This window comes from Neisseria sp. CCUG12390 (genome assembly GCF_047837985.1).
GTDB lineage: Bacteria > Pseudomonadota > Gammaproteobacteria > Burkholderiales > Neisseriaceae > Neisseria.
Window position 1 is genome coordinate 1,089,627 of sequence record NZ_CP181244.1, and the last position, 23,322, is coordinate 1,112,948.

The following is a 23,322-nucleotide window of genomic DNA, read 5'->3' on the forward strand; positions in this document are numbered from 1 at the left end:
GGCGGATGGTTTGTCAGGACGGCAGGCGGCGCAGGCAAGGGGTGCCGTAAAATGCCGCCTTACGATTTTTTAGCCGCCCCTAAATAGCGTGCCAAAATGTTGGCAGCCAATACAGTCACGGCAATCAGCAATGCGGCAGCCCATGCCAGTTGATGCCAGTCTTCATAAGGACTCATGGCAAACTGGTAAATCACGTTGGGCAGGTTGGCAATCGGCTGGTTCATGTTGGTGCTGAAAAACTGGTTGTTCATCGCGGTAAACAAGAGCGGGGCGGTTTCGCCGGTAATGCGGGCAAAAGCGAGGATAATGCCGGTCAATACGCCTGCTTTGGCGGATTTCAGCGTCACCATCGTCACCAGCTTCCATTTCGGCGCGCCGAGGGCAAACGCGGCTTCACGCAGGCTGTTCGGCACCAGTTTCAGCATGTTTTCGGTTGTGCGCACCACGACCGGAATCACCAGCAGCGACAAAGCCAGCGAGCCGGCCCAGCCGGAAAAGTGGCCTTGTTTCACGACAACCAGCTCATAGATAAACAAACCGATGACGATAGATGGCGCGGAAAGCAGAATGTCGTTCATAAAGCGCGTGGCTTGCGCCAGTTTGCTGTTTTGGCCGAATTCCGCCAAGTAAATGCCGCACATCAGACCGATCGGCGTGCCGACCAGCAGGCCGAACAGGGTAATCATAAAGCTGCCCAAAATGGCGTTGCGCAAGCCGCCTTCCATGCCCGGCGGCGGTGTGTCGAGCGTAAACAGGGTGGTGGATAAGCCGTTGAAGCCGTTAATAAGCAAGGTATAGAAAATCCACGCCAGCCAGAAAAGGCCGAAAGCCATGGTGACATAGGCTATGCCGAGATAAAGGCGGTTTTGCCACAGGCGGCGCCGGTAAATGCTGTTGCTCATGATTTTCTCCCTTCGGACTGCTGCAGTCTGAGCAACAATACTTTAGCGAAACACAAAACCACAAAGGTGATGAAGAACAGAATCAGACCTAAGTAGAGCAGCGACGATAAATGAATCGGGTCAACCGCTTCGGCAAACTCGTTGGCCAGAGCCGAAGTAATCGATACGCCGGAGTTAAACAGGCTCGGGCTGATGTTGAAGGTATTGCCGATCACGAAAGTTACCGCCATCGTTTCGCCCAAAGCGCGTCCCAAACCCAAGATAATGCCGCCGATGACGCCGGCTTTGGTGTAGGGCAAAACCACGTTGCGGATGACTTCCCATTGCGTGCTGCCCAAGCCGTAAGCCGCTTCTTTCAAGGGCTGCGGCGTGATTTCAAACACATCGCGCATGACCGAGGCGATAAAGGGGATAATCATAATTGCCAGAATCAGCGAGGCGGTGAAAATGCCGATGCCCATCGGTGCGCCTTGGAACAATGAACCGATTACCGGAATTGCGCCGAAATATTCAATAAAAAACGGTTGGAAGTGTTCGGCAAAAAACGGAGCGAACACAAATAAACCCCACATGCCGTAAATAATCGAAGGAATACCGGCCAACAATTCCACGCAAATGCCCAAAGGCTTGCGCAGCCAAACGGGGCAGAGTTCCGTCAGGAAAACGGCGATGCCGAAACTCACCGGAACGGCAATCAGCAGCGCAATGCCGGATGTGATGATGGTGCCGTAAATCGGAGCCAGTGCACCGTATTCGCCGGCAACGGCATCCCAGTTTGAAGAAGTAAAAAAGCTGAAACCGAATTTTTCGATACTCGGCATCGCGCCCAAAACCAGAGAGAGCAGGATGCCGCCCAAACTGGCCAAAACCAGGATGGCAAAAAAACGCGTCGAGCCGACAAACAGCGTATCGAGATACTGCTGGCGTTTGAGTTTCTGTGCGGAAGAGGTTTGCATGAGTGTGCCTTTTACGGATTGGATGAGGCCGGATAACGCATATCGATACAAATAGGCCGTCTGAAAAAACGTGGGATGCCACACTCACATTTTCATTTTCAGACGGCCTTGTTCATGCGTTATTTAGTGAAAACCGCCTGACCGTTTTCATCTTGGATGTTGGCCCATTCCTGGCGTACCAAGTCTTTCACTTCGGTAGGCAAAGGTACGTAATCCAGCTGACGGGCTGCATCGTCACCGCTGGTGTAGGCCCAGTCAAAGAATTGCAACGCTGCTTTCGCTTTCGCCGGATCCGCGTTTTTCTTGTGCATCAGGATGAAGGTCGCGGCAGCCAGAGGCCATGCGTTCGCATCAGGCTGGTTGGTCAGCACCAAACTGAAACCCTTTACGCTTTTCCAATCCACTTTGGAAGCGGCGGCGAAGGTTTCTTGCGAAGGCTGCACGAAATTGCCGGCCGCGTTTTTCAATTGAATGTGCGACATATTGTTCTGCTTCGCATAGGCATACTCGACATAGCCGATAGAGTTGGCCACGCGCGAAACATAGTTCGCCACGCCTTCGTTGCCTTTACCGGCCACGCCGCTGGCAGCTGTCGGCCATTTCACGGTATTGGCCGCACCGACTTGGTCTTTCCAGCCTGCGGATACTTGGCTTAAGTAAGTGGTGAAGATGAAGCTGGTGCCCGAGCCGTCCGAACGGAATACGGTGGTAATGTTGGCATCAGGCAGTTTGACGTCGGAATTCAATTCCTGGATTTTCGGGTCGTTCCATTTGGTAATGGTGCCCAAATAGATTTCGGCCAATACTTCGCCGGTCAGTTTCAATTGGCCGGCCGCTACGCCGTCAACGTTCACGACAGGAACTACGCCGCCGATGACGGTAGGGAATTGAACCAAACCGTCTTTTTCCAGTTTTTCCGCATCCAAAGGCGAATCGCTGGCGCCGAAATCAACCGTTTTCGCCGTAATCTGTTTCACGCCGCCGGAAGAACCGATGGATTGGTAGTTGATGCGGTTGCCCGTTGCCTGTTGGAAAGCATTTGCCCATTGCACATAAACCGGTTGCGGAAACGATGCGCCTGCACCGGTCACGTCCAGGCCGACCGGCTGCTGTTGGCCGTCGGCCGCTTTAGGCGCTTCGCTTGCCGTTGCGGCCGTACCGGCCTTAGGAGCTTCAGGTGCTTTAGATTCGCCGCCACAGGCAGCCAATGCTAAAACCGTTGCGATACTTACCACGAAAGCAGATTTTTTCATTTCAAGTGTCCTTATTAGGATTGGGGGTGTTTGGATAACGCGGCCAGTTTATCCTGACAGTATTACAACTTCATGACACACCGCAGTAAGTGTTACAAACGGATACACCGTTCTGAAATGATACAGAATCTGCCGCTTGCCGGGATTTAAAGCCATGAACAGCTTGTACATGAAACCCATAAACGTTATAATGGCGTGTTTTTCAACCTTGCCTTCTGCTTTTCGCATGGCGGAAGGCTGTTTATTAATCCATAAGGAGATAACATGCGTCATTACGAGATCGTGTTTATCGTTCATCCTGATCAAAGCGAGCAAGTGCCTGCGATGGTTGAACGTTACAAAGCCATGATTACCGAAGCCAACGGTACCATTCACCGTTTGGAAGACTGGGGCCGCCGCCAACTGGCTTACCCAATCAACAAAATCCACAAAGCACACTATGTTTTGATGAACGTAGAAACCACGCCTGAAGTCGTGGCCGAGCTGGAAACCGCTTTCCGCTTCAATGATGCCGTATTGCGTCATCTGACCATCAAAACCAAAAACGCTGTTACCGAACCGTCTGTGATGATGGGCGGCGAGAAAACCAAAAACTTGCTGAACGGTGCGGCTGAAGAAGTTGCGGCAGCCGAGTAAGATTGGACAATCTTATCCGCCTTACCGCCCGGCTGGCTGAAATCGGTACGCTGAGGTACACGCCGGCAGGCATTCCTGTATTGGATGTGTTGCTCAAACACGAATCATGGCAGGAGGAAAACGGACAAAAATGTCTGGTCAAATTCGAAATGCCTGCGCGGATATTAGGTAAGCACGCTGAAGAATGGCAGTATCGGCAGGATATGATGGTTGAAGCAGAAGGCTTTTTAGCGCAACGCAGCCAACGCTTCCCGCGACCGATACTCCGCATACAGAACATTAAAGAATATAAAGGTTAAACGACAATGGCTCGTCAATCATTCAAACGTAGAAAATTCTGCCGCTTTACGGCTGAAAAAATCCAGGAAGTTGATTACAAACAAGTTGATTTGTTGAAAGACTTCATTTCCGAAAACGGCAAAATCATCCCTGCCCGCATCACCGGTACTAAAGCACACTACCAACGTCAATTGGCGGTTGCTGTGAAACGTGCACGTTTCCTGGCTCTGTTGCCTTACACCGATCAACACAAATAATTGGAGCTTAGAACATGCAAATTATTCTGTTAGAAAAAATCGGCGGTTTGGGTAATTTGGGCGACATCGTGACCGTGAAAAACGGTTATGCCCGTAACTTCCTGATTCCTAGTGGTAAAGCAAAACGCGCTACCGAAGCCAATATGAAAGAATTCGAAGCACGCCGTGCCGAATTGGAAGCCAAACAAGCCGAAATCTTGGCCGATGCTAAAGCACGTCAAGAAAAATTGGACGGCCAGACTGTTACCATCGCGCAAAAAGCCGGTGTTGACGGCCGTCTGTTCGGTTCCGTAACCAATGCAGACATCGCCGAAGCCATCGTTGCTTCAGGCGTTGAAGCTGCCAAAGCCAACGTACGTCTGCCTGACGGCCCATTGAAAGCCGTTGGTGAATACGAAGTTGAAGTGGCTCTGCACACTGACGCTGTTGCGAAAATCAATGTTGTGGTGGTTCCTGCTGCCGAATAATCATTGGTCAATCGTGATTGAAAAGGCCGTCTGAATTTCAGACGGCCTTTTTGTCGGATAAAGCAAGTGCAACCGGTTTTACATACTGAACCATAACGTATTTCAGACGGCCTGACGGCAGGTTGAAATGTTTCTCTTTTATAGCCGTTTGAAAAAATCATACAGCGTTGCCGGCTTCCTTATGTACCGGGTGTACACGGCCGCCTTCTTATTTTTATTTCAAACGACTAATATTAAAGGGTTTATCTGAAAGTCTAATTTTGTTACACTCAAGCCCTTCATCACATTCACGGACATCTTATGAAAAAGTCTCTCGTATTCCTTTCTGTTGCGGTTGTTGCGGCTCTGGCTGCATGCAGCACTTCCAAGCAGGGCACCTCGGGTGAGGTCAAACCATTAAAGCCGATTAACCAGGCGGAAAAGCGGCCGACCTTTGATGCGGCTGCGGAATCGGTGGCCAGCAGCGGGTTTAACGCCAATCCCAATGTGCAGAATTTTATCCGTTACGAAGCTGCCCAAGGCCGTCTGAAGGCGGCTGAATTACAGAATTTCTTTGACGGCGTGGTGTACAAAGGCAACATCATCACCATTATGTACCGCCCGGGTACATCCCGTCCGTGGTATGAATTCCGCACCGGTAATTCGGGAGAGTCAAAATTCAGTAACGGCCGCCGGTTTTATGCTGCCAACCGTGCCGTTATCGATGATGTGGCACGAAAATACGGCGTACCGGCCGAACTGATTGTGGCGATTATCGGCATTGAAACCAATTACGGCCGCAATACCGGCAGCTTCCGTGTGGCCGATGCCTTAAGTACCCTGGCATTCGATTATCCGCGCCGTGCCGAGTTTTTCCAAAATGAACTGAGCGAATTGCTGCTGATGGCGGAAGAAGAAAACCGCGACGTTTTCGACTTTAAGGGCAGCTATGCCGGTGCGATGGGGATGCCGCAGTTTATGCCGTCGAGTTTCCGCAAATGGGCGGTGGATTATGACGGCGACGGACGTCGCGATATTTGGAACAACATCGGCGATGTGGCCGCTTCGGTTGCCAATTATATGAAGGAACACGGTTGGCAGACCGGCGGTAAGATGGTGGTGCCGGTCAGCCTGACGATTACGCCGCATTTGCAGGCGATTATCGATGAGAAAACCGCGCTGACCCGTACCGTAGCCGATTTCAAAGCCTTGGGCGTCGTGCCGCAAACGCATGTGGCCGACAATGAAAAAGCGGTGTTGTACCGTTTGGAAACCAGTCCGGGTGTGTACGAATACTATCTGGGGCTGAATAATTTCTACAGCGTCTGGAAATACAACAACAGCCGCATGTATGTCACCGCTGTGCGCGACATTGCCAATGCGGTCGGGGCCGCCGGTTTGTGATTCAGTCCATGGCGAAAGCCACTTTGTGCCTGTAACAAAGTGGCTTTTGTTTCGCCGCAGACAGCGCATTTGCACGTTTATCCGGCAAAAATGTTAAAATGCACCATCTTTCAACAGGCCGTCTGAAAGATTTTTGTTTTCAGACGGCCTCATCATTACTCAGCAGAGAAAAGACATGGCTTATCAAGTGCTTGCCCGTAAATGGCGTCCGAAAACATTTGCCGATTTGGTCGGCCAGGAACACGTTGTCAAAGCATTGCGCAACGCTTTGGACGAAGGCCGCCTGCACCATGCCTATCTTTTAACCGGCACGCGCGGTGTGGGCAAAACCACCATCGCCCGTATTTTGGCCAAAAGCCTGAACTGCGAACATGCCGATCACGGCGAACCGTGCGGCGTGTGCCCAAGCTGTACCCAAATCGATGCCGGCCGCTATGTCGATTTGCTGGAAATCGACGCGGCTTCCAACACCGGTATCGACAATATCCGCGAAGTCTTGGAAAACGCGCAATATGCGCCGACGGCGGGGAAATACAAAGTCTATATCATCGACGAAGTGCATATGCTGTCGAAAAGCGCGTTCAATGCCATGCTCAAAACGCTGGAAGAGCCGCCCGAGCATGTGAAATTCATCTTGGCAACCACCGATCCGCATAAGGTGCCGATTACCGTATTGAGCCGCTGCCTGCAATTCGTGCTGCGCAACATGACCACGCAGCAGGTGGCCGATCACTTGGCGCATGTGCTGGACAGCGAAAATATTCCTTATGAAACCACGGCTTTGCAATTGTTGGGACGCGCGGCGGCAGGTTCGATGCGCGATGCGCTAAGTCTGTTGGATCAGGCGATTGCGATGGGTTCGGGCAATGTGGCCGAACAAGACGTGCGCCAAATGATTGGCGCGGTCGATAAACGCTACCTTTACGAACTGCTGCAAAGCACGGTGAATCAAGACGGTGAAGCCTTGTTGAACAAGGCGCAGGAAATGGCTGCGCGCGCGATCGGTTTTGACAGCGCATTGAGCGAGCTGGCCATGCTGCTGCAACGCTTGGCTCTGATTCAGGCCGTGCCGTCGGCGGTGGCAAACGACGATCCCGAGCGGGAAGTTTTGCTGGCATTGAGCCAAGCCATGAGCGGCGAGCAGATTCAGCTGTATTACCAATGCGTGATTCATGGCAAACAGGATTTGAGCCTTGCGCCCGACGAATACGCCGGATTCGTGATGACATTGCTGCGTATGCTGGCGTTTGCGCCGTTGGCCGCACAAGCCCACGGTGTGAACGATGTCATCGACCACACGCAATTGCAGGAAGCCGCACACAAGGAAACCGCCACAAAAAAGCCGTTGTCGGTGCCGATGCCGTCTGTACATAAAACCGACGTTCAGATTCAGACGGCCTCTGCCGATGCCGTCATGCCGTCTGAAAATATGCCGCCAGCGGAAGATGTTCCGCCGTGGGAAGCGCAGCCGGTTGATGAAACGGCAGAACCCGATTCGTTTCAGACGGCCTCGGTTCATCCTGAACCGTCCGCCGCCTTGCAGAATATCGAAACACAGGCAAACCAAAGCGGAAGCGTTCCGTCTCAGCAAGTTTCCGATATTCAGACGGCCTCAATGGAAGATGCCGCATATTCGGACGAACCGCCTGCTGACAGCAGACCGACGGATGGCGTACAAACGGCAAGTCGGGGGAAAAATGTTCAGACGGCATTCCGCGAACCTGACGTGCCGTCTGAAAACGGAGGATATGAAGAAGAGGTTCCGCCGCCATATTTTGAATCCGAATATGAAGAAGAGGCTTCTTATTCTGATGCAAGTCCGGAACAAGAACCGCTGCCGCCCGCAGCAGGCGGACAGGCCGAGGCAGACGGTGAGGAAGAGGAAGAACCGCAATTTGCCGCATTGCCTGATTTTAAACCGGAAAATTGGGCGGATTTGGTGCAGCGTTTCGCCAAAAAGCTGGGCGCCGCGCAAATGCTGGCGCAACACGCCGCATGGGTGGATTACGACGGCGACGGGCATTTGATGACCTTATCGCTGACCGGCGAAGCCAAAGCCACCGCCAACAAAGAGCGTTTGGACAAAATCCGAAATGTCTTGGCGGCGGCCTACAATTTGCCGCTGAAGCTGCAAACCCGGCCGTGGCAGGACGATAAAGGCTGGGAAACGCCGACCATGCGCCGCCGGCGTTTGCAGGAAGAAGGCCGCCAGCAGGCGCAGGATTTGCTGGATGCCGATCCGACCGCGCGGCAGATTGTGCAGGTTTTCGAAGCGCAATGGCTGCCGGATACGCTGGAATTGAAGCAGGCCGACGAACCGCCAAAATAATGCGGAAAATCAATTCCGGACAGGCCGTCTGAAAACATACCGGAAAGAAAATCATGTTTTCAGACGGCTTCGGATATTTTTCACGCATCAGTCCGTGCAAGCAGGGGCAAAACCTGATACGATGCGTTCTCGATAATTTTTCATACATGCAGATAGGAGCATACGATGTTCGGAAAAGCCGGATTAGGCGGGCTGATGAAACAGGCCCAGCAGATGCAGGAAAACATGAAAAAAGCCCAAGCCAAATTGGCCGAAACCGAGGTAAACGGCGAGGCGGGCAACGGCTTGGTCAAAGTGACCATGACTTGCGCGCATGTGGTGCGCAAGCTGGAAATCAGCGAAGATTTGATTAAAGAAGCGGCGGACGACAAAGAAATGCTGGAGGATTTGATTTTGGCGGCGGTAAACGACGCGTCCGCCAAAGCAGAAGAAACCAGCAACAAAACCATGGGTGCGTTTACCCAAGGCCTGCCTGCCGGTATGGGGGATTTTTTCCGCTAGTCGGTTCGGGGTTGATAAAACAATACTTGGAAAACCGCTGTTTCTGCTCATGCGCGAATAGCGGTTTTTTGTTGGTGAACGACGGAAATCAGCATCAGCACAATATCCCAATGCCGCCAATTGATAAAGCGGCAATCAACAAAGGCCGTCTGAAAATTTTCAGACGGCCTTTGTTTACGCGTTTAAAGCATTAAATCAATACATGCCTTCGCGCTCTTCGCGGGTGGAGATGTAGATGTTTTTCACCTGCGTGTACGCAGCCAGCATCATTTTGTGGGTTTCGCGGCCGATGCCCGAGGTTTTGTAGCCGCCGAACGGGGCGTGTGCGGGCAGGCGGTTGTAGCAGTTTACCCAAACGCGGCCGGTTTCGAGGGCGCGCGATACGCGCAGACAGCGGTTGATGTCTTTGCTCCATACGCCGCCGCCCAAGCCATATTCCGAATCGTTGGCCATTTTGATGACTTCTTCTTCGGTTTTGAACTTGATCACGGTGGCTACGGGGCCGAAGATTTCTTCCTGCGATACGCGCGCGTCGTTGCTGTCGGCGGCAATCAGGGTCGGCTCGTAGAATTCGCCCGAAGCGAGTTCGCCTTCGACTTTTTTACCGCCGGTAATGATGCGGCAGCCTTCCTGTTCGCCGATTTTCACGTATTTGGTGATGGTTTCGATTTGGGCGGCGTTGACCTGTGCGCCCATTTGGGTGTCGTCTTCCCAAGGCAGGCCGATTTTGACTTTTTTGAACTCTTCGGCAAGCGCGGCGACGAATTTGTCGTAGATGCCTTCCTGTACGAAGATGCGCGAACCGGCGCAGCACACTTGGCCTTGGTTGAACAGAATGCCTTTTTGCGCGCCTTCGAGGGCTTTGTCGAACGGCATGTCGTCGAAGAAGATGTTGGCCGATTTGCCGCCCAGTTCCAGCGTGGCCGGAATCAGCATTTCGGCGGCGGCGATACCGATGCGGCGGCCGACTTCGGTCGAACCGGTAAAGGCCAGTTTGTTGAAGCCTTTGTGGTGCAGCATGTATTCGCCGGATTTCGAACCTTTGCCGGTAATCACGTTGAACACACCCTTAGGCAGTAAGTGGTTGATTTTTTGAGCGAAAGACAACAGGCTCAGGGAAGTGCTGGAAGACGGGTGCAATACGATGGTGCAACCGGCGGCCAGGGCGGGAGCGATTTTCCACGCGGCCATCAGGAACGGGAAATTCCACGGAATGATTTGGCCGACCACGCCGATGGGCTCGCGCAATACCAGCGACAAATCTTCTTCGTCCAGTTGGGTGGCCGTGCCTTCTTCGCCGCGAATCACGCCGGCGAAATAGCGGAAGTGGTCGGAAGCCAGCGGGATGTCGGCGGCACGGGTTTCGCGGATGGGTTTGCCGTTGTCGAGTGTTTCCTGCAAGGCAAACAGTTCGGCGTTTTCGTCGATGACGTCGGCGATTTGGTTGAGAATGGCGGCACGTTCGGCAACGGTGGTTTTTTTCCACGTTTTGAACGCTTCCTGCGCGGCGGCTACGGCGGCATCCACGTCGGCATCGCTGGCATCAACGAATTTAGCCAACTCTTCGCCGTTGGCCGGATTGGTAGAAGTCAATAATCTGCCTTCGCTGCCTTTGGTCCACTCGCCGTTGATCAACAAACCGTATTCTTTGTCAAAAACGTTTAAATCTTTTGCCATGATGCTGTCTCCTGTGGGTTTTAGCCGTTGTAGTCGGCTGTAAGCGGAATGCTCAAGGGTTAGCATAGTATTTTTTGCCGGGCAGTTCAAGCGTTAAAAATGCAAAGAATTATGAATTGCCCGGCTGCCGAAACAATTCGCCGGCAGGTTCGTCCTGTCAGACAAAGCGGTTGCCCCGACAGGCCGTCTGAAAATATTCGTTCATTTTCATTCGGGACAAACGGTTTTCAGACGGCGTGTCCATCCATTTCCAAATTACTTGTTATGTTATAACAAATTTAAAAAATTCAACAACATACGGTATTGACGAAACCTGCTCTGCGGTACATACTTGAATCGTGGTGAAGCGGTCAGGTAGTTTTCATTCGGATGATTAATTGATGAATGACTTTATCCGCTCCATCCCGTTATCTCTATTCGATGCAATTCTATCAGTGAGCCAAACAAGGAGTGTTGCCATGAAAATGCGTGCAGTGGTAGTGAATCAAGCTGTTGAAGGTGATGTAGAAGTCGTAGAGCGCGACATCCGTCCGCTGGAGTCGGGTGAAGCTTTGGTAGAGGTGGAATATTGCGGCGTGTGCCATACCGACCTGCACGTTGCGGCCGGTGATTACGGCGAAAAACCGGGTCGCGTTTTGGGTCACGAAGGTATCGGTAAAGTCGCGCAGGTGGCTGACGATGTGAAAAGCCTGAAAGTCGGCGACCGTGTGAGCATTGCGTGGCTGTTCGAAAGCTGCGGCTCGTGCGAATACTGTAACACGGGTCGCGAAACCTTGTGCCGCACCGTATTGAACGCAGGCTATACCGCCGACGGCGGCATGGCGACGCACTGTATCGTGACCGCCGATTACGCGGTAAAAGTGCCGGAGGGTTTGGATCCAGCGCAAGCCAGTTCGATTACCTGCGCGGGCGTTACCACTTACAAAGGTGTGAAAGTATCGAATGTCCGCCCGGGACAATGGATTGCCGTGTACGGTGCCGGCGGTTTGGGCAACTTGGGCGTGCAATATGCGAAAAAAGTATTTGGCGCGCACGTGATCGCCATCGACATCAATGACGACAAGCTGGCTTTTGCCAAAGAAAGCGGTGCGGATTTGGTGATTAACCCGAACAAAGAAGATGCGGCCAAAGTGATTCAGGAAAAAGTGGGCGGCGCACATGCGGCGATTGTGACCGCCGTATCATCCGCTGCGTTTAATTCGGCGGTCGACGCCGTACGCGCAGGCGGCCGCGTGGTAGCCATCGGCTTGCCGCCCGAGTCTATGGATTTGTCGATTCCGCGTTTGGTGCTGGACGGTATAGAAGTGGTCGGTTCTCTGGTGGGCACGCGCCAAGACTTGGCCGAAGCGTTCCAATTCGGTGCGGAAGGTTTGGTCGTGCCGAAAGTGCAATTGCGTCCGCTTGACGATGCGCCGGCCATTTTCCAGGAAATGCGCGAAGGCAAAATTACTGGCCGCATGGTGATTGACATGAAATGCGCTTGCGGTCACGAACATTAATATCACGAATGTTTTGATTTAAATCTAACAGGCCGTCTGAAATTTTCAGACGGCCTGAACTATTTCCGATAAAACAGGTCTTTAAGCGATACAGATAAACCGCCGGCACGGCATTATTAGCGGCAGTGCGGCCATCAGCAAAAATGATGATGGCTAAAGCCAGTATCTGCAGGCTTCAGCGCATAGCCGTTATGGCAGCGGATTATCTTAAGAGCATGTATCCATTATCTTGACAGTCGGAAATTTTAGGAACCATTCATGACATTGCCCAAACCCGTTTCGGAACCGGACAATCCTTTCTTACGCCGTATTTTATGGACTTTGTGCAGCTTCAATATCTTTGTCTGCCTTTCCAGCTTTGGCGCTTATTTGATCAGCCATCCTCTTTCGGTGCAAAATTTAGAAGGGAAAGTGCTGGCCAGACTCTACCGGTTTTCGGGTGTCAATGTCGAATCGAGCCTGCCGACCTGGTACACCAGCAGCCTATGGTTGATGATGGCGGTGGTTTCCCTGATGATTGCCGTGCTTGGGCGGAACAAGCCGGTTTTTTGGCGCGGAGGTTTGCTGCTTGCCGCCGTTTCGCTGTCGGCGTCGCTGGACGAGATTGCGCAGGTTCATGAAAGTTTGGCATTGTTCGGTCAGTTGGCACTCGGCAGCATTCAAAGCAACATACCGGTTTTGGCGCATTTTTTGTGGGTGGTGCCCGGGCTGATTGTCAGCACGCTGGTGGGTTTGTCGTTGGTGAATTTTATCCGTCAATTGCCTTCGAAAGCGGCGCGCGGCATCGTGGCGAGTGCGGCGATTTTTCTGACCGGAGCCTTGGGCATGGAAATACTGTCGGGCTTGTGGGCTTACCGTTTCGGAGAAAATATCTATTACCAGCTTTTGGTGACTATTGAAGAAGGAATGGAAATGACGGGGATTACTGTGGCTTTGGTGTCGCTTCTTTCTGTTATCCGCTTCCGTCCGCAATCAGAAGGAGTTCATCTGGGCATTAATCTGAAGTAAGAGCTGAAAAAATACTTTCCTTTTTTGCCAGAAGGTGTATCATTGCGCCACTTGCCAGTACGCTACGGGTCGGTTTTGCCGATTCCGGGCGTTTTTTCTTTTTAGTTGCCGCCGTTTAACCCGTGGTCATAACGGGCGGCGGGCAGCTATTCGAGACCGCGTACTGCATGGGGTGCGCAGCTTTGTGCTGTTAGCACCCGTTGTGGGGGTTTTACCGCACGGTAAAACCTGTTCTTTCAGGGCGATTGTTATTTTCCAGCCCGCTAACCCTTATCCGAGATGGTAATCTGATATGAGCGTTACTCCCGTAAATCCTGTTTCCCATGCTACCAATGAGCATTATTTAACCCGTCAGAACGAGATGGAATCCAATGTCCGCAGCTATCCGCGCAAATTGCCGTTGGCGATTGCCAAAGCGCAGGGCTGTTGGGTGACCGACGTCGAGGGCAATGAATACCTCGACTGTTTGGCCGGTGCCGGCACATTGGCTTTGGGACACAACCACCCCGAAATCATCAAAAGCATTCAAGACACTTTGGCCAGCGGCCTGCCTTTGCACACGCTGGACATCACCACGCCTTTGAAAGACGCGTTTTCCGAAGCGCTGCTGGAACATTTCCCCGGCGGCAAAGAAAACTACCGCCTGCAATTTACCGGTCCCACCGGCGCAGATGCCACCGAAGCGGCGGTAAAACTGGCGAAAACCTTTACCGGACGCGGCAACGTCATCAGCTTTTCCGGCGGCTACCACGGCATGACGCAAGGTTCGCTGGCTTTGACCGGTAATTTGAGCGCGAAAAACGCGGTGCAAAACCTGATGCCGGGCGTGCAGTTTCTGCCGTATCCGCACGAATACCGCTGTCCGCTGGGTATCGGCGGTGAAGCGGGCGTTGACGCGCTGACTTATTATTTTGAAAACTTCATCGAAGACGTGGAAAGCGGCGTGGTGAAACCCGCCGCCGTGATTTTGGAAGCGATTCAGGGCGAGGGCGGCGTGGTGGCCGGTCCGACAAAATGGCTGCAAAAAATCCGCGAAGTTACCGCCAAACACGGCATTTTGATGATTGTGGACGAAGTGCAGGCCGGCTTCTGCCGCTCGGGCAAAATGTTCGCCTTCCAACACGCCGGCATCGAGCCGGACATCGTGATTATGTCGAAAGCGGTCGGCGGCAGCCTGCCGTTGGCGGTGTTGGCGATTAAGAAGGAATTCGACGCATGGCAACCTGCGGGGCATACCGGCACGTTCCGCGGCAACCAGTTGGCGATGGCTGCGGGATTGGCCTCCCTGCGCGTGATGCGCGAACAGGATTTGGCGGGCAATGCGAAAGCGCGCGGCGACTTTATCCAAGCCGAACTGAAAAAGCTGGCGCAGGAATTTCCCTGCATCGGCAACGTGCGCGGCCGCGGCCTGATGATCGGTATCGAGATTGTGGACGAACGCCAACCCGCCGACCATATGGGTTCGCTGCCCGCCGATGCCGAATTGGCGGCGGAAATCCAAAAAGCCTGCTTTGCCAACAAATTGCTGCTGGAGCGCGGCGGCCGCAACGGAACTGTCGTGCGCATATTAGCACCGCTGATTATCAGCCGTGAAGAGAGCGAAGAATTTTTGCGCCGCTTCCGCCTGTCGGTGGCCGACGCGCTGAAGAAAGTGCGGGGCGCATAATGGCAGATTTGACGCAACACCAACGCGCGCTGCTGTGCAGTCATCCGCAATCGGTGGCCGATTATCAGGCGGCGATGAATGAGGCGGTCAAAGCGGTGGCGGCATGGCTGAACGAAGACAAAATGTACACCGGCGGCAGCATCCGCCAATTGCGCGAAAAAGTGTCGTTCAGGCCGTCTGAAAACGGTTTGGGCTTGCAGGATGCTTTGCAGCGCGCGGTGGAATCGTTTTTGAACAACAGCCTGAAAGTGCATCACCCGCATTCATTGGCGCATCTGCATTGCCCGACCTTAGTCGCCAGCCAGGCGGCGGAAGTGTTGATTAACGCCGCCAACCAATCGATGGATTCGTGGGATCAAAGCCCGGCGGCCTCGCTGATGGAAGTGCAGATGATTGATTGGCTGCGGCAGAAACTCGGCTACGGAAAAGGCACGGCAGGCGTGTTCACGTCCGGCGGCACGCAGTCCAACCTAATGGGCGTATTGCTGGCACGCGATGCCTGCATTGCCAAGCATTGGAAAAATTCAGACGGCCTCGAATGGAGCGTGCAACGCGAGGGCCTGCCGCCTGATGCGCTGCAAAAAGTGAAAGTGGTCTGCTCGGAAAACGCGCATTTTTCGGTGCAGAAAAACATGGCAATGATGGGCATGGGTTTTCAGTCGGTGGTGACGGTGCCGACCAACCGCTACGGCCAAATCGATACCGCCGCTTTGGCGCAAACGCTCGACCGCTTGGCTGCCGAGGGCAAAATCATTGCCTGCGTGGTGGCGACGGCGGGTACGACCGATGCCGGTGCGATTGACGATTTGAAAGCCGTACGCGCCGAAGCCGACCGCCACGGCGCATGGGTGCATGTCGATGCCGCATGGGGCGGCGCGCTGCTGCTTTCCAATGAGTTCCGCCACATGATTGACGGCATCGAATCGGCAGATTCGGTCACGCTCGATTTCCACAAGCACTTTTTCCAAAGCATTTCCTGCGGCGCGTTTTTGCTGAAAAACGAGGAGGATTTCCGCTTCATCCATTACGAAGCCGAATACCTCAATTCCGCCTACGATGCCGAACACGGCGTGCCGAATCTGGTATCGAAATCGCTGCAAACCACGCGCCGTTTCGATGCCTTGAAACTGTGGCTCACCATCGAAGCTTTGGGTGAAACGCTGTACGGCTCGATTATCGACAACGGCATCAAGCTGGCGAAAGAGGTCGAGCAGTACATCAATGCCGCCGAAGGCTTGGAAATGACGCTCGCGCCGCAGTTCGCCTCAATTCTGTTCCGCGTGAATCCCCAAGGCTATCCGGCCGGATACATCGACAGCCTGAACCAAAACGTCGCCGACGAACTGTTCGCACGCGGCGAAGCCAACATCGGCGTGACCAAGGTAAACGGCGTACAGTCGCTGAAAATGACCCTGCTCAGCCCGATTGCCACGCTGGAAAACGTGAAAAAACTGTTGGCGCAAGTGCAGGCCGAAGCAGAGCGCATTAAAGATGCGATTGCCTCGGGCAGCTATACGCCGCCGATCGATTGAAGCGTCGGGTAAATCCAAAGGCCGTCTGAAAAATATTTTTTCAGACGGCCTTTTTGTGTGTCAAAAATCCGGAACAGGTTTTCAGACGGCCTGAGTGCTTTCAAAACTCAGCGGAAACCTGAAAATCTATGTTCGTCATGAGCTGCGCAAGTCCGCTTCGCTGTCCCTACGCAGGCGAACTACTGTCCGGAATAAATGTTGATTAAATATCAAAATGTTATCGGTTTTATATTTCAGCAAAAAATGAAATTTCGAAATATCAGATAGTCAGCAAACACTGATTCCGCAAAACTGCTTCGGTTCCGACAGTAAATTTTGAAGTTCCTGCAATCTGTCCCTTCCTCTGCGCACGGCACGGGGGAAGGTCAGGATGGGGGTGGTACTTCGCAGAAGTACATTTTGCCTGAGTTTCAGCAGATTTTAATGTTTCTGCGAAACATCACCCCCTCCCCAACCCTCCCCCGCGCTAAGCGCAGGAGAGGGCGCAGATTGCAGCAGCCCAAACGCTGCTGATTTCGAGTCATACAGAAGCTGAAAATGCTGAAAATATCAACTTTTCAGGTTTTCAGACGGCCTCTCGGATTTATTCCGGACAGTAGTGTGCCTACGCGGGAGCAGCGCAGTGGACTTGCGCAGCTCATGACGAAAATAGATTTTCAGATTTAACCTCAATCTTGCAAAGGTTTTGGCCTCAGTCTTTCAACGCCACAAATTTTCCCGTAAACACGGCCACCGGTTCGCCTTCGGAAAAGACATCGATTTCCAGCACCACTTTGCCTTTGCCGCGTCGGGCAAACATTTCGTTCATCTGCCGCCAGCTCTCGGCGGCAACGGGACGGGTTTTGATGGTCAAATCGCCGCGGGCAGGGCGCAGGTATCGGGTTTCGCCCTGCTGGATCACGATATTGCCTTGGGCTTCGGGCAGGTGGCAGTGGACCAAGGCCCAGCCGCAGGTCGTGGCACCCAAGGCGATGGAGCCGCCGAAGGCGGTGTTCTTATGGTTGCGGTTCGGGGTGTGGGGCATGGTCAGGGCAATGTGTTCGCGGTCGGCTTCGAGCACCTGAATCCCGAGCGCGGCGGTGGCCGGAATATGCGTGTGTAAAAATGCCTGTAATAATTTTGTTGTCATGATTGGATTACCTTACGGTTTGATATAGAATCTGATGCTGATGGGATGAATGGTTCGTCTCCGTTTACGCCTCCGGCGGCTTCATGCCGAAAATGGCGGCGGGCGTACAATAATACAAGCTTGGGAGTGAATGATGCGGACTTTTTTCGGCGTGTGTCTGCTGGTTGTCGGCGGCTGGGTGCTGATGATGGCGGATATGCTGCTGTTTTTCGATATTCTGGCCGACATCCGCGGTATGCTGTTGGGGATGGTGGCGGTGGTTGCGCTGGTGCTGCTGCTTTTGGGCATGTGGGCGGTGAAGGCGCGCCGTGTGTATGCTTTGGGTGTGACGCTGCTGCTGTCGGCCTTGGCAATGTGGGCGACGGTCGGCGGTTTTTCTTTAGTCGATGCCAATCCGCACTGGAGCCGTCATCTGCCGACCGATTTTACCGAATCGTTCGGCAACCTGACTTTGGCGTTCGGCTGGCTGGCTTTGCAGACGCTGGCCGGCGTTTTCCTGATTTGGCGTTACCGCAAGGCATAGGCAGGAAATCCGATAAACAGGCCGTCTGAAAATTATTTTTCAGACGGCCTTTGCTTCGGATTAATCGATCAAGCCGAATTCGCCTGCTTTAAACGCACGGATTTTTTCCAGAATTTCTTCTCGCGTGTTCATCACGAACGGGCCGTAACCGACCACCGGCTCGTCAATCGGCACGCCGCCGAACAAGGCGAGTTTCACATCTTCGTCCTGCGCCTGTATGCAAACCTTGCCGCTCTCGATTTCAAACGTTACCAATTCCGTCGGTTTGACCATGCTGCCGTTGACCGCCGCATCGCCGCGCAGGAGCACCAGCATCACATTGTGATTGGCGGGCAGCTCAAACTCGGCACGGCCTCGGGCAGGCACATCCATCATCCACAAATTGATTTCGCTGAACGTGCGCGCCGCGCCTTTGATGCCGTTGAGTTCGCCCGCAATCAGCCGGACTGCCGCATCGCCGTGTTTTACCACCGGTATGGTTTCTTTCGGCAGGGCTTGGTATTCGGGCGCGGTTTCTTTGAATTCGCGCGGCAGGTTGACCCAAAACTGCAATTCTTCCAACACGCCGCCGCGTTCGCTGAAATCTTTGCTGTGGAATTCTTCATGCACGATGCCGCGTCCTGCGGTCATCCACTGCACATCGCCCTCGCGGATAATCCCGCCTCCGCCCGAGCTGTCGCGGTGTGCCACTTCGCCTTGCAGCGCGACGGTAACGGTTTCGAAACCGGCGTGCGGATGACCGCCGACGCCGCGCGGTGCGCCGGAATTGGGGGAAAATTCGGTCGGTACGCCGTAATCGAGCATGAGGAACGGGCTGGTGTGTTTGCTGACTTCGTCCATATGCGAAAACAGCGGCGACACGTAAAAGCCGTCGCCCACCCAATGTTTCGGCGGTGCTTGGTAGATTTGTCGAATGGTGCGCATGGTGTTCCTTGATTTTATGGGAATGATGAAAGGATTATAGGGCTTATTTTGAAGAAAACAATCCGGTTGTACGAAACGATTGCTTTCTTTAAAGGAAACAAAAGGCCGTCTGAAAATATCGTGCAATATTTTCAGACGGCCTCAAAGCCATACCGTGGTTTATTTCGCCCAAGTCACCAATTCGTCCAGCGGACGGCGGAATTTGTGGGTGATTTCTTTGGCGCGGTAGCCGAAGGTACACGCCACCGATACGCCCCATTCGGCAGGGTCGAACAAACCTTCCTCCGCCAAAATGCGGTTCACTTCCTTGTAATCGAAGCCTTCCACCGGGCAGGAATCGATGCCGACCAAAGCCGCGCCGGTCATCATGTTGGCCAGGGCGATGTAGGTCTGCTTGCCGGTCCAGTCGAGCAGGGCGCGCTCGCTGCCGTAGATGTCGATGTTGTGTTTTTGGAAATTTTCATAAATGGCCACGCTTTTGGCCATTTGCTCGTCGGTCAGGCCGCGCTTTTCCAAACCGGCGCGCAGAAAGGCCGAATCATAAGTGGCGTTTTTCTTCGCCAGATACACCACCAAATGGCTGCACGCATCCAGCTGCCGCGCCATGCCCCAACTGAACGGCTTCAGTTTTTCACGCAATTCAGGGCTTTGGATGACCAGAAATTTCCACGGCTCGGAGCCGACAGAGCTTGGCGACAGGCGCGCCAGTTCCAGCAGATAATTGAAATCTTCATCGCTGATTTTGCGCTCGGGATCGTAATAGCGGCAGGCGGAGCGGAAAGTAAAAGCGTCCAGCACTTGTTCTTTAGTGATACCAAACATTTTGATTCCTTTACGGATTTGTGGATCGGAAAAATTGTTTTCATATTATAGACCCATCCGGGTCGTCTGAAAAACCGTCTCGTGGGATGGGTGTGTAAAGTTCAGACGGCCTCAATCCGCTGCCCGACAAATTCGACAAATGCCCGCACGATGCTGGACGGATAGCGGTGCGCCGCATAAATCATCGACACGTCGTAAGTTGGAAAATCCACATCGGCCAACACTTCCGTCAAACCGTGCTGCGTGATGACCCGGTCGGCCGAGTAATCGGCCAACTGGCACACCGCCTTGCCTGCGACAGCCATGTATTCCAAGGCCGAGCTTTCGTTGCAGGCAAATACGTAGGGCAGAAAATGCGCCTGTTTGCCCACCGTCACTTTGAGCAGGTTTTCGCCGTTTCGCGCCCAGCCGGCCAAGGGCAGGGCGGCCAATTCGTCTAAGGTTTGCGGCGTACCGTATTGGGCGAGCAAATCGGGGTGCGCCACCCATTTCGAACCGACCGACAACACTTTTTTGGCGATGAAACTGTCGCCGTGCAATTCGCCCATGCGGAAGGCCACGTCGATACCGTCGGCGGTCATGTCGAGCAGGCGGTCGGTCATGGTGCAATGCACCTGAATGAAAGGAAACTGCGTTTGGAATTCGGCAATCCAGTCCAATACGGGCGTGCAGCCGGGCGGGGCGGAAATCCGCAATAAGCCTTTCAGACGGCCTTGTTCGGCAAACAATACCTGCTCGGCATTGGCCAGATTATCTATGCTGACATAGACTTGTTCGTAAAGCCGCTGCCCCGCCGCCGTCGGCTTCACGCCGGATTTGAAGCGGTCAAACAATTGGATATTCAGGGATTTTTCCAGCTCGCTGATTTGGCGGCTGATGGTGGCAATCGGGATGCCCGATTTTTCGGATGTTTTGGACAGGCTGCCGTCTTGTGCGACGGCAACGAAAAGGCGTAAGGCGTTGAGGTTCATGATATTTCCGTTTATGGAATGCAGGTTTCCATTTTAGGCGGTTCTTATTTTGTTTTCAATAAAATAAACTGGATACCGTTGCATGATCCGATAAAGAGAACGCCATGTTAGATTTTGAAACCACCGTTAAAACCCGCCAGTCTATCCGCAAATTTCTGCCGACCGAAATGACCGAGGCGGAAATCAGGCAAATCCTGGCCGATGCGCAAAACGCGCCTTCGGCCTGTAATACCCAGCCTTGGCTGGTGCATATTGCTTCGGGCGAAACCTTGCGGCGTTTGCACAAAGTTATCGGCGAGCGTTTTCATGAAGGCAAATTCAGCCCGGATTTCGAGTTCGACCAAAGCAAATTCACCGGTATTTACGAACCGCGTTGGCGCAACCAATATGCCCATGTTTTTACAACCAGTTTTGGCGTGCCGCGCGAAGACAAAGCCGGCCGCCAGCCGGTAATCGAGCAAAACATTACCGGCTACGGCGCGGCGCATATGGCGTTTTTGTTTATGCCAACGGTGGACAATCACGATGTCAACATCGCCGCCGATATGGGCATGTATTCGCAAACCTTTTTATTGTCGCTGACCGCCCGCGGCTTCGGCGGCATTCCGATGCTGTTTTTAGGTTTGTTCGCCGACGACATCCGCCGCGAATTAGGCGTATCCGATGATTACAAACTGCTGCACGGCATTGCCTTCGGCCATCCGGATTGGGACGCGCAGCAGAACAAAACGCATTTGGGGCGTGTGCCGGTTGAAGAGAGTGCGGTATTGCATTGGTAATGATGAGGCCGTCTGAAAAATTTCAGACGGCCTGAGGTTTTTGAAAATTAAATTTTGCGCAATATAATAATGTGATAGAATAACCATCATTTCACTTATACTTATTGTCATGTACGAGCAACTCAAACTTTCAAACCAATTGTGTTTTCCGCTTTACGCTTTATCCAAAGAAATCACTCGCCGCTATACGCCTTTCCTGCAAGCGCTTGATTTAACCTATCCGCAATATCTGGTTATGCTGGTGTTGTGGGAACACGGCGAACAAAGCGTGGGCGAGTTGGGCGAAAAGCTGCATCTCGACAGCGGCACACTCACGCCGCTGCTGAAACGCTTACAGGCCAAAGAATTGGTTGAGCGCACGCGCAGCACTGAAGATGAACGCAGCGTCATCATCCGCCTGACCGACAACGGCAGAGCCTTGGAACACCAAGCGGTGGAAATTCCCGGAAAAATGGGCGCGTGCCTGAATTTATCGGCGGAGGAAACCGCATTGTTGCGCAAAATTGTGGCGCAATCCGCCTGAACATCGAAATCGAATCCATCATGGCCTGCCATGATTTTAGTTTTCTGATTAAATTGTAAAAAATATAGTTTTGCAAAATTATCAAACCGGCAATTTACTTAATACGAGGTATTTATGACTGATTTATTCACCCCTTATCCCTTAAACAACGACGTGACCGTCAAAAACCGGCTGGTAGTCGCCCCGATGACGCATTTTGCTTCCAATCCCGACGGTACCTTGGGCGAACAGGAGCAACGGTTTGTCGGCAACCGTGCCGGCGACATCGGCATGTTTGTCACCGCAGCAACCTTGGTTACGAAAAACGGCAAAGCGTTTGCCGGTCAGCCCGAAGCCATCGACGAGCGTCACTTGGCAGGTCTGAACCAGCTCGCCCAAACCTTGCAAAATCAAGGTACCAAAGCCATTTTGCAGATTCATCACGGCGGTAAAGAAGCAGTCAAAGATTTGCTCGACGGCCAAGCATTGATTGCACCGTCCGACCATGGACCGAGCGGTGCCAAAGCGGCGACGGAAGAGGAGGTTTTATCGCTGATTCAAGCGTTTGCCAATGCCGCCGAATTGGCTATTTTGGCCGGATTCGACGGTGTGGAAATTCATGGTGCCAACGGCTATCTGATTCAGCAGTTTTTCTCGGGCGAATTCAATAAGCGCACCGATGCTTGGGGCGGCAGCCTTGAAAAACGCTTGAAATTCCCATTGGCGGTAGTCGATGCCGTGGTAAAAGTGCGTGAAAAACACCAAAAGCCCGACTTCATCATCGGCTACCGTTTTTCACCCGAAGAGCCGGGCGAACACGGACTGACCATGGCCGATACCTTCGCCCTGATTGATGCATTGTGCGATAAGCCGTTGCAATATCTGCATATTTCGCTGTGGGATTTCGGCAAAAAAGCCCGTCGTGGTGCAGACACCAATCTGACCCGCATGGAACTGGTTCACCGCCGAATCGCCGGACGCCTGCCTTTAATCGGCGTGGGCAACTTGCTCAGCGGCCGGCAAATCCGCGAAGCCTATGCCACAGGTTTTGCAGAATTTATCGCATTGGGCAAGGCCGTGATGATTAATCCGAACATTGGCACGCTGCTGAAAAACGGCCAAGACGATCAGATTGTCAGCACGCTCGACCCGCAGAAAGACGACCACTACGGCATTCCGGATATGCTGTGGGGCTTTTGTCAGCAAGGCGGCCAATGGCTGCCGCCTGTTCAAGGGCAAGACTGGCAACCGGTGGATTTGTAAATCGGTTTAAACCAAGTCTTTGATCATCCAAAAATAGGCCGTCTGAAAGCCCGAAAAGGGTTTT

General features: G+C 53.1%; 23 protein-coding genes. 15 read left to right on the forward strand and 8 right to left on the reverse strand.

The window, feature by feature from the left end; translation table 11 throughout:
• Positions 1-59: 59 nt before the first annotated feature.
• From pstA to pstS, 3 genes are all read right to left on the reverse strand, one after another.
• Positions 60-902 carry a phosphate ABC transporter permease PstA gene (pstA, locus tag ACM67E_RS05115; RefSeq protein WP_416192535.1) on the reverse strand — a complete coding sequence of 281 codons (843 nt, stop codon included), beginning with the start codon at positions 900-902 and terminating at the stop codon, positions 60-62.
• The gene (gene pstC / locus ACM67E_RS05120; RefSeq protein ID WP_416192536.1) at positions 899-1,858 is read right to left on the reverse strand and encodes a phosphate ABC transporter permease subunit PstC; all 960 of its coding nucleotides are present in this window, start codon (positions 1,856-1,858) and stop codon (positions 899-901) included. The genes pstA and pstC overlap by 4 nt, the downstream gene beginning before the upstream one ends.
• A 119-nt stretch (positions 1,859-1,977) precedes the next feature.
• Positions 1,978-3,111 carry a phosphate ABC transporter substrate-binding protein PstS gene (gene pstS / locus ACM67E_RS05125; protein WP_416192537.1) on the reverse strand — a complete coding sequence of 378 codons (1,134 nt, stop codon included), beginning with the start codon at positions 3,109-3,111 and terminating at the stop codon, positions 1,978-1,980.
• Between the two features lie 264 nt (positions 3,112-3,375).
• On the opposite strand from pstS, the gene rpsF reads away from it, so the two are divergent.
• The 7 genes from rpsF (at position 3,376) to ACM67E_RS05160 (ending at position 8,963) form a co-directional block, all read left to right on the forward strand.
• Positions 3,376-3,747 carry a 30S ribosomal protein S6 gene (gene rpsF, locus ACM67E_RS05130; RefSeq protein ID WP_095502627.1) on the forward strand — a complete coding sequence of 124 codons (372 nt, stop codon included), beginning with the start codon at positions 3,376-3,378 and terminating at the stop codon, positions 3,745-3,747.
• A 2-nt stretch (positions 3,748-3,749) separates the two neighbouring features.
• Complete coding sequence (gene priB / locus ACM67E_RS05135; RefSeq protein WP_416192538.1) at positions 3,750-4,046, forward strand: primosomal replication protein N; 297 nt, start codon at positions 3,750-3,752, stop codon at positions 4,044-4,046.
• A gap of 6 nt (positions 4,047-4,052) precedes the next feature.
• The gene (gene rpsR, locus ACM67E_RS05140) at positions 4,053-4,283 is read left to right on the forward strand and encodes a 30S ribosomal protein S18 (protein ID WP_054599043.1); all 231 of its coding nucleotides are present in this window, start codon (positions 4,053-4,055) and stop codon (positions 4,281-4,283) included.
• A gap of 14 nt (positions 4,284-4,297) precedes the next feature.
• The gene (gene rplI, locus ACM67E_RS05145) at positions 4,298-4,750 is read left to right on the forward strand and encodes a 50S ribosomal protein L9 (protein ID WP_416192539.1); all 453 of its coding nucleotides are present in this window, start codon (positions 4,298-4,300) and stop codon (positions 4,748-4,750) included.
• Between the two features lie 300 nt (positions 4,751-5,050).
• Complete coding sequence (gene mltB, locus ACM67E_RS05150; protein WP_416192540.1) at positions 5,051-6,133, forward strand: lytic murein transglycosylase B; 1,083 nt, start codon at positions 5,051-5,053, stop codon at positions 6,131-6,133.
• 175 nt (positions 6,134-6,308) lie between these two features.
• On the forward strand, positions 6,309-8,462 hold the full coding sequence (dnaX, locus tag ACM67E_RS05155; protein ID WP_416192541.1) for a DNA polymerase III subunit gamma/tau: 2,154 nt from the start codon (positions 6,309-6,311) through the stop codon (positions 8,460-8,462).
• Between the two features lie 165 nt (positions 8,463-8,627).
• Positions 8,628-8,963: a YbaB/EbfC family nucleoid-associated protein gene (locus tag ACM67E_RS05160; protein WP_416192542.1), complete on the forward strand. Its 336-nt coding sequence runs from the start codon at positions 8,628-8,630 to the stop codon at positions 8,961-8,963.
• A gap of 195 nt (positions 8,964-9,158) precedes the next feature.
• Here ACM67E_RS05160 and ACM67E_RS05165 read toward each other — a convergent pair whose 3' ends face one another.
• A complete protein-coding gene (locus ACM67E_RS05165) occupies positions 9,159-10,640 on the reverse strand; it encodes an aldehyde dehydrogenase family protein (RefSeq protein ID WP_416192543.1) in 1,482 nt (493 codons plus the stop codon).
• Positions 10,641-11,098: 458 nt separating this feature from the next.
• On the opposite strand from ACM67E_RS05165, the gene adhP reads away from it, so the two are divergent.
• The 4 genes from adhP to ACM67E_RS05185 all read left to right on the forward strand — a co-directional run bounded on the left by adhP (position 11,099) and on the right by ACM67E_RS05185 (position 16,345).
• Positions 11,099-12,139: an alcohol dehydrogenase AdhP gene (gene adhP, locus ACM67E_RS05170; protein ID WP_416192544.1), complete on the forward strand. Its 1,041-nt coding sequence runs from the start codon at positions 11,099-11,101 to the stop codon at positions 12,137-12,139.
• A gap of 258 nt (positions 12,140-12,397) precedes the next feature.
• Positions 12,398-13,147 carry a hypothetical protein gene (locus ACM67E_RS05175; protein WP_416192545.1) on the forward strand — a complete coding sequence of 250 codons (750 nt, stop codon included), beginning with the start codon at positions 12,398-12,400 and terminating at the stop codon, positions 13,145-13,147.
• A 292-nt stretch (positions 13,148-13,439) separates the two neighbouring features.
• Positions 13,440-14,813: a diaminobutyrate--2-oxoglutarate transaminase gene (locus ACM67E_RS05180; protein WP_416192546.1), complete on the forward strand. Its 1,374-nt coding sequence runs from the start codon at positions 13,440-13,442 to the stop codon at positions 14,811-14,813.
• Positions 14,813-16,345: a pyridoxal phosphate-dependent decarboxylase family protein gene (locus ACM67E_RS05185; RefSeq protein ID WP_416192547.1), complete on the forward strand. Its 1,533-nt coding sequence runs from the start codon at positions 14,813-14,815 to the stop codon at positions 16,343-16,345. The genes ACM67E_RS05180 and ACM67E_RS05185 overlap by 1 nt, the downstream gene beginning before the upstream one ends.
• Before the next feature lie 691 nt (positions 16,346-17,036).
• Here ACM67E_RS05185 and ACM67E_RS05190 read toward each other — a convergent pair.
• Positions 17,037-17,474 (reverse strand): YiiD C-terminal domain-containing protein, encoded by a 438-nt coding sequence (locus ACM67E_RS05190; protein ID WP_416192548.1) that lies wholly within the window; start codon positions 17,472-17,474, stop codon positions 17,037-17,039.
• A gap of 130 nt (positions 17,475-17,604) precedes the next feature.
• Between ACM67E_RS05190 and ACM67E_RS05195 the strand changes: the two genes are divergently transcribed.
• Positions 17,605-17,997, forward strand: a complete 393-nt coding sequence (locus tag ACM67E_RS05195) for a hypothetical protein (RefSeq protein ID WP_416192549.1) — start codon at positions 17,605-17,607, stop codon at positions 17,995-17,997.
• 60 nt (positions 17,998-18,057) lie between these two features.
• Here the strand turns inward: ACM67E_RS05195 and ACM67E_RS05200 are convergent, their stop codons facing one another.
• The 3 genes from ACM67E_RS05200 to ACM67E_RS05210 form a co-directional block, all read right to left on the reverse strand.
• Complete coding sequence (locus ACM67E_RS05200) at positions 18,058-18,921, reverse strand: pirin family protein (RefSeq protein ID WP_416192550.1); 864 nt, start codon at positions 18,919-18,921, stop codon at positions 18,058-18,060.
• A 159-nt stretch (positions 18,922-19,080) separates the two neighbouring features.
• Complete coding sequence (locus tag ACM67E_RS05205) at positions 19,081-19,743, reverse strand: NAD(P)H-dependent oxidoreductase (protein WP_416192551.1); 663 nt, start codon at positions 19,741-19,743, stop codon at positions 19,081-19,083.
• Positions 19,744-19,844: 101 nt separating this feature from the next.
• Entirely contained in the window at positions 19,845-20,714 is an 870-nt protein-coding gene (locus tag ACM67E_RS05210; RefSeq protein WP_416192552.1) for a LysR family transcriptional regulator, read from the reverse strand.
• Positions 20,715-20,818: 104 nt separating this feature from the next.
• Between ACM67E_RS05210 and ACM67E_RS05215 the strand changes: the two genes are divergently transcribed.
• The 3 genes from ACM67E_RS05215 (at position 20,819) to ACM67E_RS05225 (ending at position 23,258) form a co-directional block, all read left to right on the forward strand.
• Positions 20,819-21,493, forward strand: a complete 675-nt coding sequence (locus ACM67E_RS05215; RefSeq protein ID WP_416192553.1) for a nitroreductase — start codon at positions 20,819-20,821, stop codon at positions 21,491-21,493.
• Positions 21,494-21,602: 109 nt separating this feature from the next.
• Entirely contained in the window at positions 21,603-22,016 is a 414-nt protein-coding gene (locus ACM67E_RS05220; RefSeq protein WP_416192554.1) for a MarR family winged helix-turn-helix transcriptional regulator, read from the forward strand.
• Between the two features lie 114 nt (positions 22,017-22,130).
• Entirely contained in the window at positions 22,131-23,258 is a 1,128-nt protein-coding gene (locus tag ACM67E_RS05225) for an NADH-dependent flavin oxidoreductase (protein WP_416192555.1), read from the forward strand.
• The last annotated feature ends 64 nt before the right edge of the window (positions 23,259-23,322 follow it).

Excerpts from the sequence above, each read along its gene's own strand:
- pstA (WP_416192535.1), bottom strand. The coding sequence starts at position 902 with ATGAGCAACAGCATTTACCGGCGCCGCCTGTGGCAAAACCGCCTTTAT.
- pstC (WP_416192536.1), bottom strand. The coding sequence starts at position 1,858 with ATGCAAACCTCTTCCGCACAGAAACTCAAACGCCAGCAGTATCTCGAT.
- pstS (WP_416192537.1), bottom strand. The coding sequence starts at position 3,111 with ATGAAAAAATCTGCTTTCGTGGTAAGTATCGCAACGGTTTTAGCATTG.
- rpsF (WP_095502627.1), top strand. The coding sequence starts at position 3,376 with ATGCGTCATTACGAGATCGTGTTTATCGTTCATCCTGATCAAAGCGAG.
- rpsR (WP_054599043.1), top strand. The coding sequence starts at position 4,053 with ATGGCTCGTCAATCATTCAAACGTAGAAAATTCTGCCGCTTTACGGCT.
- rplI (WP_416192539.1), top strand. The coding sequence starts at position 4,298 with ATGCAAATTATTCTGTTAGAAAAAATCGGCGGTTTGGGTAATTTGGGC.
- mltB (WP_416192540.1), top strand. The coding sequence starts at position 5,051 with ATGAAAAAGTCTCTCGTATTCCTTTCTGTTGCGGTTGTTGCGGCTCTG.
- dnaX (WP_416192541.1), top strand. The coding sequence starts at position 6,309 with ATGGCTTATCAAGTGCTTGCCCGTAAATGGCGTCCGAAAACATTTGCC.
- ACM67E_RS05160 (WP_416192542.1), top strand. The coding sequence starts at position 8,628 with ATGTTCGGAAAAGCCGGATTAGGCGGGCTGATGAAACAGGCCCAGCAG.
- ACM67E_RS05165 (WP_416192543.1), bottom strand. The coding sequence starts at position 10,640 with ATGGCAAAAGATTTAAACGTTTTTGACAAAGAATACGGTTTGTTGATC.
- adhP (WP_416192544.1), top strand. The coding sequence starts at position 11,099 with ATGAAAATGCGTGCAGTGGTAGTGAATCAAGCTGTTGAAGGTGATGTA.
- ACM67E_RS05175 (WP_416192545.1), top strand. The coding sequence starts at position 12,398 with ATGACATTGCCCAAACCCGTTTCGGAACCGGACAATCCTTTCTTACGC.
- ACM67E_RS05180 (WP_416192546.1), top strand. The coding sequence starts at position 13,440 with ATGAGCGTTACTCCCGTAAATCCTGTTTCCCATGCTACCAATGAGCAT.
- ACM67E_RS05185 (WP_416192547.1), top strand. The coding sequence starts at position 14,813 with ATGGCAGATTTGACGCAACACCAACGCGCGCTGCTGTGCAGTCATCCG.
- ACM67E_RS05190 (WP_416192548.1), bottom strand. The coding sequence starts at position 17,474 with ATGACAACAAAATTATTACAGGCATTTTTACACACGCATATTCCGGCC.
- ACM67E_RS05195 (WP_416192549.1), top strand. The coding sequence starts at position 17,605 with ATGATGCGGACTTTTTTCGGCGTGTGTCTGCTGGTTGTCGGCGGCTGG.
- ACM67E_RS05200 (WP_416192550.1), bottom strand. The coding sequence starts at position 18,921 with ATGCGCACCATTCGACAAATCTACCAAGCACCGCCGAAACATTGGGTG.
- ACM67E_RS05205 (WP_416192551.1), bottom strand. The coding sequence starts at position 19,743 with ATGTTTGGTATCACTAAAGAACAAGTGCTGGACGCTTTTACTTTCCGC.
- ACM67E_RS05210 (WP_416192552.1), bottom strand. The coding sequence starts at position 20,714 with ATGAACCTCAACGCCTTACGCCTTTTCGTTGCCGTCGCACAAGACGGC.
- ACM67E_RS05215 (WP_416192553.1), top strand. The coding sequence starts at position 20,819 with ATGTTAGATTTTGAAACCACCGTTAAAACCCGCCAGTCTATCCGCAAA.
- ACM67E_RS05220 (WP_416192554.1), top strand. The coding sequence starts at position 21,603 with ATGTACGAGCAACTCAAACTTTCAAACCAATTGTGTTTTCCGCTTTAC.
- ACM67E_RS05225 (WP_416192555.1), top strand. The coding sequence starts at position 22,131 with ATGACTGATTTATTCACCCCTTATCCCTTAAACAACGACGTGACCGTC.